Annotated in this window: 4 protein-coding genes; 2 read left to right on the top strand and 2 right to left on the bottom strand. The window is 53.6% G+C overall.

Translation table 11 applies throughout. The annotated features are described in order from the left end of the window. The first annotated feature begins 290 nt into the window (after window positions 1-290). A complete protein-coding gene (locus tag H6F80_RS12210) occupies window positions 291-2777 on the top strand; it encodes an EAL domain-containing protein (protein WP_190791817.1) in 2487 nt (828 codons plus the stop codon). Window positions 2778-2818: 41 nt separating this feature from the next. On the opposite strand, the gene H6F80_RS12205 is transcribed toward H6F80_RS12210, so the two are convergent. Together H6F80_RS12205 and ileS are read right to left on the bottom strand one after the other, a co-directional pair. Continuing rightward, window positions 2819-3583: a sirohydrochlorin chelatase gene (locus H6F80_RS12205; protein ID WP_199296528.1), complete on the bottom strand. Its 765-nt coding sequence runs from the start codon at window positions 3581-3583 to the stop codon at window positions 2819-2821. Between the two features lie 3 nt (window positions 3584-3586). Continuing rightward, the gene (gene ileS / locus H6F80_RS12200) at window positions 3587-6769 is read right to left on the bottom strand and encodes an isoleucine--tRNA ligase (RefSeq protein ID WP_518523566.1); all 3183 of its coding nucleotides are present in this window, start codon (window positions 6767-6769) and stop codon (window positions 3587-3589) included. Between the two features lie 158 nt (window positions 6770-6927). Here ileS and H6F80_RS12195 point away from each other — a divergent pair, with 158 nt between their 5' ends. Further along, a complete protein-coding gene (locus H6F80_RS12195; protein ID WP_190791816.1) occupies window positions 6928-8481 on the top strand; it encodes a S8 family peptidase in 1554 nt (517 codons plus the stop codon). Window positions 8482-8537 lie beyond the last annotated feature (56 nt).

Here is an 8537-nt window from a genome sequence, read left to right as displayed (position 1 = left end):
AGCCAGGCAAAGCCAGTCTTTAAACGATCGCAATTCAGTCTAGGACGAAAGATAGGGAACAATCTTTTATCGGGCTCCTATTAATTTCTTGCTTATAAAGTTCATTCCTGCCCGCTGTCTTTATTAAGCCAGGTCAGGGGTAGAAACCTGAGGGCTGTCTTCTCCCAGCTTAGGGGAGAACCCCTGCATCCCTCTTACAGTAGATTAATGGTAAATATAGAGTTCGCTTAGTTTTAATCTTTTAATTCTTTCAAAATCCCTAGGACAAAGTATCGTCGACAGGCATTCCTATGGTTAACGCTGCGATTCAAGTTCTTCTTGTCGAGGACGATGAAGATGACTACATCACTACTCGTAGCTTACTGCTCAATCTTCAAGACAAAGAGTGGGAGCTGGAGTGGGCGCAGACGTATGCCGATGCCCTGACGCACATGATCCAGCGTCGTCATGATATTTATTTGGTCAACTATCAGCTTGATACCCACAATGGGCTACATCTGCTGCGGGAAGCGATCGGCAAAGGCTGTGATGCCCCCATCATTCTGCTGGGAAAAGAGGCTGATCGGGCGATCGGTTTGGCAGCGATGCAGGCAGGCGCGGCGGATTATCTAATTAAGGCAGAGCTAAACGAGTGGGTCATTGAGCGATCTATCTGCTACGCGCTACAGCATCACCGCACCCTGGCTCAACTGCAAGCAACGCTGGCGCAAAAAGATCAGTTAGCTCAGGCAATTGCTAGTATCACAACGAGCGTGATGATCACTGATCCCAATCAGCCGGGAAATCCGGTGGTGTTTGTCAATCCTGCCTTTACTGCCCTGACTGGATATTCCAGCGAAGAAGTGTTGGGTACGGGCTGTCACTTTCTTCAGGGAACCGACACCGATCGCACCATTATCAACCAAATCCACATGGCGATCGCTGCACGTCAGTCGATTACCCGCACACTGGTCAATTACCGCAAAGATGGAACGCCTTTCTGGAACGAACTCAGCATTCATCCGGTGTTTAATGACCAGGGGAAACTGAGTCACTTTATTGGCTTCCAGACCGATGTATCTGCCCGAAAGCTGGCAGAAGCCGCCCTCTCTGAGAGCGAAGAGCGCCACACGCTAGCGATTCAGGGAGCTAACGACGGCATCTGGGACTGGAACCTGCAAACAAAACAGGTCTACTTTTCGCCGCGCTGGAAAGCCCTGCTGGGCTATGAGGAATCCGGCATCAGCGATCGGCTAGAGGAATGGTTCGATCGGGTTCATCCCGAAGACCTGTACTGGCTCAAGCGGCAAATCAAGGCTCATGTGAATGGCGTCACGTCTCATTTTGAGTACGAATACCGAATGCAGCATCAAGACGGTCGCTATCGCTGGATGTTGAGCCGAGGGCTGGCATTGCGCGATGCAGCGGGTCAGGCAACACGCATGGCGGGTTTTCAAACTGATACCACCACCTGGAAGCAAGCCGAGGAAAAGCTGGTTCACGATGCGTTTTACGATACGCTGACGGGTTTACCGAATCGAATGCTGCTTACCGAGCGAATGCGTCATGCGATTCAGCTTGCCCAGCGCAACCCTGACTTGATGTTTGCCGTCCTATTTATTGACCTCGATCGCTTTAAAGTAATCAACGACAGCCTGGGGCACATGCTGGGTGATCAGCTTTTGATTGCGATCGCCAATCGCTTTTTGCAGTGCTTACGTCCGATCGACATGGTGGCTCGGCTGGGGGGCGATGAGTTTGTGGTGCTGCTGGAAGAAGTCAAAGACACTGCTACCGTGATTGCGTTTGCCGATCGCATTCAGAGTGAGCTGGCGCAGTCGTTTGACCTAGAGGGGCATGAAGTCTACACGGCTGCCAGCATTGGAATTGCCTTTAGCACCGTTGGCTACGAGCGACCAGAGGACTTGCTGCGCGACGCAGACACAGCAATGTATCGGGCAAAGGCACAGGGACGGGGACGCTACGAGATTTTTCAGCCAGGAATGCACACGAATGCAATGGCATTGCTTCAGCTCGAAACAGACTTGCGGCGGGCGATCGAGCGACAGGAACTCTGCTTGCACTATCAGCCAATCGTCTCGCTGAGAACCTGCCAGATTGTGGGCGTTGAGGCACTGGTGCGATGGCATCATCCGCAGCGTGGGCTAATTTCTCCCAGTGAGTTTATTCCGCTTGCCGAAGAGACCGGGCTGATTGTACCGATCGGAAGCTGGGTGCTACGCGAAGCCTGTCAGCAGGTTCACGAATGGCAGTTGCAGAGCCGCCGAGAAGAGTTGCTGATTGTCCATGTCAATTTGTCCGGCAGACACTTTAGCTCCGGCATTGCTGAGGAAGTTCGTCAAGTGCTGCAAGATACCCAGCTTCTGCCGCAGCAGCTCAAGCTAGAGATTACCGAAACGGTGTTGATGGAAAACGCAGAATCGGCGATTAAAACGCTCAACCAGCTGCGACAACTCGGCGTTCAGCTTGCGATCGATGACTTTGGCACAGGCTACTCGTCGCTCAGCTACCTGCACCGCTTACCCATTGATACTTTGAAAATCGATCGCTCCTTTACCAGCAAAATCGATTTTGACGGCGAGCAGTTGGCGATCGTCCGTACCATTATTACCCTTGCTTGGAATGTAGGCATGGAAGTGATTGCAGAAGGCATCGAAACCCCAAAACAGCTTGCCCAACTCCGGGCACTGCACTGTGAATATGGACAGGGCTACTTTTTCGCAAAGCCTTTTGCCTCTTTGCTGACGGGGCTACCAACAATTGAGAACTGTAGCTGATGAAAACTGTAGCCGATTGTCCATGCCTTGAATAGGGCAGATCACCTGATCAAAGTCATTAGAAAATCTGCAAGTTCCTGAGTTGCACCGATTGGTCGTGCCAGTTTAAACCGCACCTCAGGGAACTGCTGGGAAAACCGCTGCACCTGCTGTTCGATCGCATCAGTGATGCCCCCCTCAAACAAAAAGTAGGGCAAAATCTGAATTGCTCGACAGCCCTGTTTGATCTGGCTCATCACTTGGCTTTCTAAATCGGGAGCCACTGACCAGAAAGCAGGCGTTGCCTCAATCTGAGCCGCAATCTCAACGATCGCGTGATTTGCCGCCATGCGCCGACTCCCGTGCGCCAGCAAAATTTTCCCTGCCAGGGATGCGCCAATCTCATCAACGGGATGGATCAGCAGCTTCCAGAAATCCCGGTATTGACCCGCATAGGGCAAAATTTCGATCGCCAGATTCGGCTCTTGCACCGGGTCAAAGCTCTCCCGCAGGGCTAAACGCGCCAGGTTCACTTCTGCCGGAATGTCTTCCATGACGTGAACGCCCGCCAGCAAAAACAGCGGCAGAATTTGCACACGGGTCTTTCCGCGATCGGCGGCAAGCTGGGCAAAGCGAAGAATCTGCTGATGCAGCGGATCGGGAGCAAGTTCAAGCTGACCTGTGCCAATCAGCGACGGAGATGCCGTTCCCCGATCGCCGTCATCAGCCATAAGCTTGACCAGATGATCCAGCGCAATTTGCGGACGCGGATCGCGGCTTCCGTGCGTCACCAGCAGACAGGCGGAGTCAGAGAAATCAAGCTTCACAGGTTAAAACTTGCCATCCAGCGCAGGAATACAGCGTTCGCATAGCAATGAATGCAGCGAGGATTTGCCGACCTGAAGCGAGTAGTTCCAGCAGCGATCGCACTTTTGCCCGTCTGCGTCCGTTACGCCAATCCCTAGCCCGTCGGTCTGCGACTGATATTTCAGCTCTGCCAGCGGTGCGGGTGCCTCCAGCAGTTCCACCTGGGAGGTAATCAGCAGATAGCGTAGTTCATCAACATAATTCCGGTTCTTGGATTTAGTTTGACAAGGATTAGAGCGCAGAAATTCTACGTAATTGTTCGAGAGGTGGGAGGGAAGGTGAAATTCATGCTCATTAGAAAGATACTCATCACGTAAATAGATGATCCCTCTCCTAGTAATTTGGATCAATCCATTCGTGAGTGATATCAAACCCTGGCTTGCTAAACTTTCGTAAGCTAAAGCTTCCCTTTTATCCAGTCCGGCTAGTCCTCGCGTAGGAAGTGGAAACTGATAACCGGGGTAGCCCAGCACATTAAGCAGGACTGTTATTTCCTGTTCACTAGGCTCTGCAACTGGTGGTAGTGGATTGAACTCTTCCATCTGCTGGCGTAACTCCAGGTCAGGAACGTACAGCATCACTTTGGCTTCCAGTGAGGAACCGATCGCCTTATCCGCTCGAGCCTTTTCCAGCACCCGGTTGACTTCATCGCGAATCTGGCGCAACTGCTCCCACTTGCCTGCAAGTTCTGGTCGTTTCCAGGCGTTGTCGATTTGCACCCAGCCGGACTCAAATACCGATTGGTACGGAGTTGGATAGGGAATCGCCTGCCAGATGTCTTCGGCTAAGTGAGATAGAACCGGAGCAATCGATCGGGCGAGGTTTTCCAGGGCGATCGCCAGCACGGTTTGACAGCTTTGGCGACGCGACGAATTGGCTGCGCTGATGTAGAGCCGATCTTTGGCGATGTCCAGATAAAAGTTCGACAAATCGACGACGCAGAAATTCTGCACAGTCTGGAAGAAGCGATAAAACTGATAGGTATCGTAAGCGTCGGTGACTTCGGCAAATACCTCGGTCATGCGGTGCAGCAGATAGCGATCGAGTTCGGGAAGCTGATCGTAAGGAACCGCATCCTTTGCCGGGTTGAAATCGTGCAGGTTGCCCAGCAAAAACCGCGCGGTGTTGCGGATCTTGCGGTAGACATCCGCCATTTGCTTCAGGATGTTTTTGCTCACCGCCACGTCCGAGGAATAGTCTACCGACGACACCCACAGTCGCAGCACGTCTGCGCCGTAGGGAGGCTCCTCTTTCTGGTTTTTGCCGCCCTCGATCACGATCGCCGGATCGATGACATTCCCCAGCGATTTGCTCATTTTGCGTCCCTGCTCATCGAGCGTAAAGCCGTGGGTCAGGACGGTTTTATAGGGCGCGGTGCCATTCACTGCCACGCTCGTCAGCAAACTGGACTGGAACCAGCCTCGGTGCTGGTCAGAGCCTTCCAGGTAGATATCCACCGGGTAGCCCAGTCCTCGCGCTTTTGCCACTGCCGCCCAGGAAGAGCCGGAGTCGAACCAGACATCCATTGTGTCCATCCCTTTGCGGTAGGTGCGTCCGTTGTTGCGGTACGCTTGCGGCAATAGCTCCTCGATCGGCAGTTCCCACCAGGCATCCGAGCCTTTTTCGGCGAAGATCTTCTGGATGTAGTCGATCGTCTCCGCGTTCAATAACGGCTCATTGGTTTCCTCGTCATAGAACACCGGAATCGGTACGCCCCAGCTTCTTTGCCGCGAGATACACCAGTCCGATCGCTCCGAGACCATTGCTGTGATGCGGTTTTCGCCCTGTTCGGGAATCCATTTGACTTCGGCGATCGATCGCATTGCCTCTTCACGGAAGCCGTCTACCGAAGCAAACCACTGTTCCGTAGCGCGATAAATCACGGGCTTTTTGGTGCGCCAGTCGTAGGGATAGCGGTGGGCGTAGGTTTCTTCTTTCAGCAGTGCATGGGCATCGCTCAATGCCTGGATAATGGCTTCATTTGCGTCTTTCAGAACATTGAGTCCCTGAAACTGTCCCGCCTCGGCGGTAAAGTTGCCGACATCATCGACCGGAGACAGCACAGGCAGACCATATCGCTGACCCACGATAAAGTCGTCCATTCCGTGACCGGGAGCCGTATGCACCAACCCTGTACCCGATTCCGTCGTGATGTAGTCGCCGCCGACCACGATCGGACTGGTGCGATCGAACAAAGGATGCTGATAGCTAGAAAACTCCAGAGCTCTGCCGCTCAAAGTCGCCTTCACCGTTAGTTCGGTTTCAAACAGCTTCGAGAGGCGTTCGACCAGTTCGGTCGCGACGATCAGATATTTCACGGGCAATTTGTCATCGGCAGCTTCGACGATCGAATATTTCAGATCGCCATTCACCGCGACTGCCAGGTTCGCCGGAATTGTCCAGGGCGTCGTCGTCCAGACTGCCACGCCCAATTGCGGCAAATAGGGTGCAAATTCTGCTGCGCTGTCCGCCAGGCTAACGACGCGAAACGCTGCATAAACGCTGCGGGACGTGTGACCTTCGGGATATTCCAGCTCCGCTTCTGCCAGTGCTGTCTGAGAACTCGGACTCCAGTACACCGGCTTCAAGCCCCGGTAGATGTAGCCCTTGAGTGCCATTTGTCCAAATACACTAATCTGCGCTGCTTCATAGTCGGGCGTCAGCGTCAGATAGGGATGCTCCCAGTCTCCCCACACACCGTAACGCTGGAAGCCTTTTGCCTGCGCTTGCTGCTGCTCAATCGCCCAGGTTTTTGCCCGCTTGCGAAGTTCGATCGGGGTGAGGTGCGATCGAACTTCGGGCTTCATCGCTTGCAGCACTTTCAGTTCGATCGGTAGCCCGTGGCAGTCCCAGCCGGGAACGTAGCGCACCTTGCGACCGCGCAAAAGCTGATATTTATTAATCGTGTCTTTCAGAATCTTATTGAGCGCGTGCCCGATGTGGAGCGAGCCGTTTGCATAAGGAGGACCGTCGTGCAGAATGAAGGGTTCGCCCGGATTGCGCTCTGACAGCGTTTCGTAAATTTGATGCTTTGCCCAAAACTGCTGAAGTTCGGGTTCGCGCTTGGTGGCGTTTGCCCGCATATCAAATTTTGTTTGCGGCAAATTAACCGTGTCTTTGTAGCTTCCGGGTTCTGTCACTGTCACAGCAAATTCTGAGTAATGCGATAGGGATAGTCACGATTGTATCGAATCATGCTCGATCGCGGCTGGTTTTGGGCATGGTGAGTCTGTCACCGAGTAAGTTAATTTAGATTCGGTCTCTTGCTCCCGGCATATTCTGCGGTTTTATGCTGCCTTTTTTTATGCTTCCTTTTAAAGGCTCAAACGATTGCTTCCCAGTCTCCCAAAGGGGTAGTCGTCCCTTTCCAAATCTTTCAGCCCCGTCTGCTGCTTTTCCCCAGACCGCTTTCCAGGAATCGTTCCAGGCTGCTGCTCAGGCTGTGCCCCTGGCTCGTACTCAGCGACGGGCAACCCAACAGCGCATCTCCTCGTCGGGGAAAGCGAATTCCTTGCGATCGGCTCAGCGACGCCGGGGCGTTCTAAAGCAGGGCGATCGATTTAGCTTTGGGCTGTCATCGTTTATTGACGAATACGAACTGCGCGGCATTCAGCCCGGACAGCAGATTGAAATTAATCTCAAATCAAACCAATTTGATGCCTATCTCGAACTGCGGGACGTTCGTTCTGGACGGGCACTGCTGTATGGCGAAAGCATCGATGCCTTTAACTCCGATGCGCGGCTGGTGTTTACGGCTCAGCCTGGAGTGCGTTATCGGGTGCGCGTCAGTGTGTCTCCAAACCCCGTTTCCGGATCGCGGGGCGAAGGACGATACAGCCTGCGAACCCAGAAGATTTCACCTGTTTCCGGTTTTAACTTTTTCTATGGCTACGGCTTAGTGAATGCAGCGGCGGCAGTGGCTCAAGTCGTTGGGCAACCCGTGCCGATCGCCAAACTCACAAACAGCCCGAACTGGGGCACCAATGCGATCGGGGCAGCCGCACCCTGGGCAAAAGGCTTTGAAGGACAGGATGTGGTGGTGGCAGTGCTGGATACCGGAGTCGATTATCAGCATCCAGAGCTGGCGCAAAACCTGTGGAGAAATGCAAACGAGATTCCCGCAAACGGGATCGATGACGACCAGAATGGCTTTATTGATGATGTCAACGGCTGGGATTTTGCCGCCCAGGACAATGACCCAAACGACTCTGATGGTCACGGAACTGCCGTTGCCGGAATTATTGCCGCTTCAGCAACTGCTCAGGCAAAAGGCACTGCATCCCGTGCTCGCCTTATGCCCGTACGCGTCCTGAGCGACAACGAAGAAACTGAAGACAGTGACGCAGTCGCCCAAGGCATTCGCTACGCCATCCGCAACGGGGCAAAGGTAATCAACATGAGCCTTAGCTCTTCACAAGGCAGCTCACTGTTCCAGCCATTGTCCGAAAATATCGCTGCCCTGCAAGAAGCGGCTCAAGCAGGCGTGACCGTGATTTTTGCAGCCGGAAACGATCGCCAAACCTACGGCGCACTGCGTCCCCTGGAGCCTGCATACACTGCTCTTCAGGGATTGGGCATTGCCGTTGGTGCAGTCGATCGAAACCGCCAGCTTGCAGATTTCTCGAATCCCGCAGGCAACCGCCGCATGCCCTTTGTGGTGGCTCCCGGTGTTGATATCTTCTCAACCGATCGCGGCAACAGTCACCGTTCAGATAATAGCGGCACGTCCTTTGCAGCTCCCTTTGTTTCTGGTATCGCCGCCCTGATGCTGAGCGCAAATCCCACCCTCACCCCCGCCCAAATCGCCAGCACCCTCACGACAACCGCCACAACCCAGGGACTTAACCTCTCTCTGTAGGAGTTTGGAAGAGAGTTGAGGGAGCCAAAGGAGCTTAGGAAGAAGGAGCTTAGGAA

The organism is Leptolyngbya sp. FACHB-711, from assembly GCF_014695615.1.
Classification (GTDB): Bacteria; Cyanobacteriota; Cyanobacteriia; order Elainellales; family Elainellaceae; genus Leptolyngbya_A.
The sequence above is the reverse complement of the archived record's forward strand: the minus strand, read 5'-3'. Positions and strand labels throughout refer to the sequence as shown.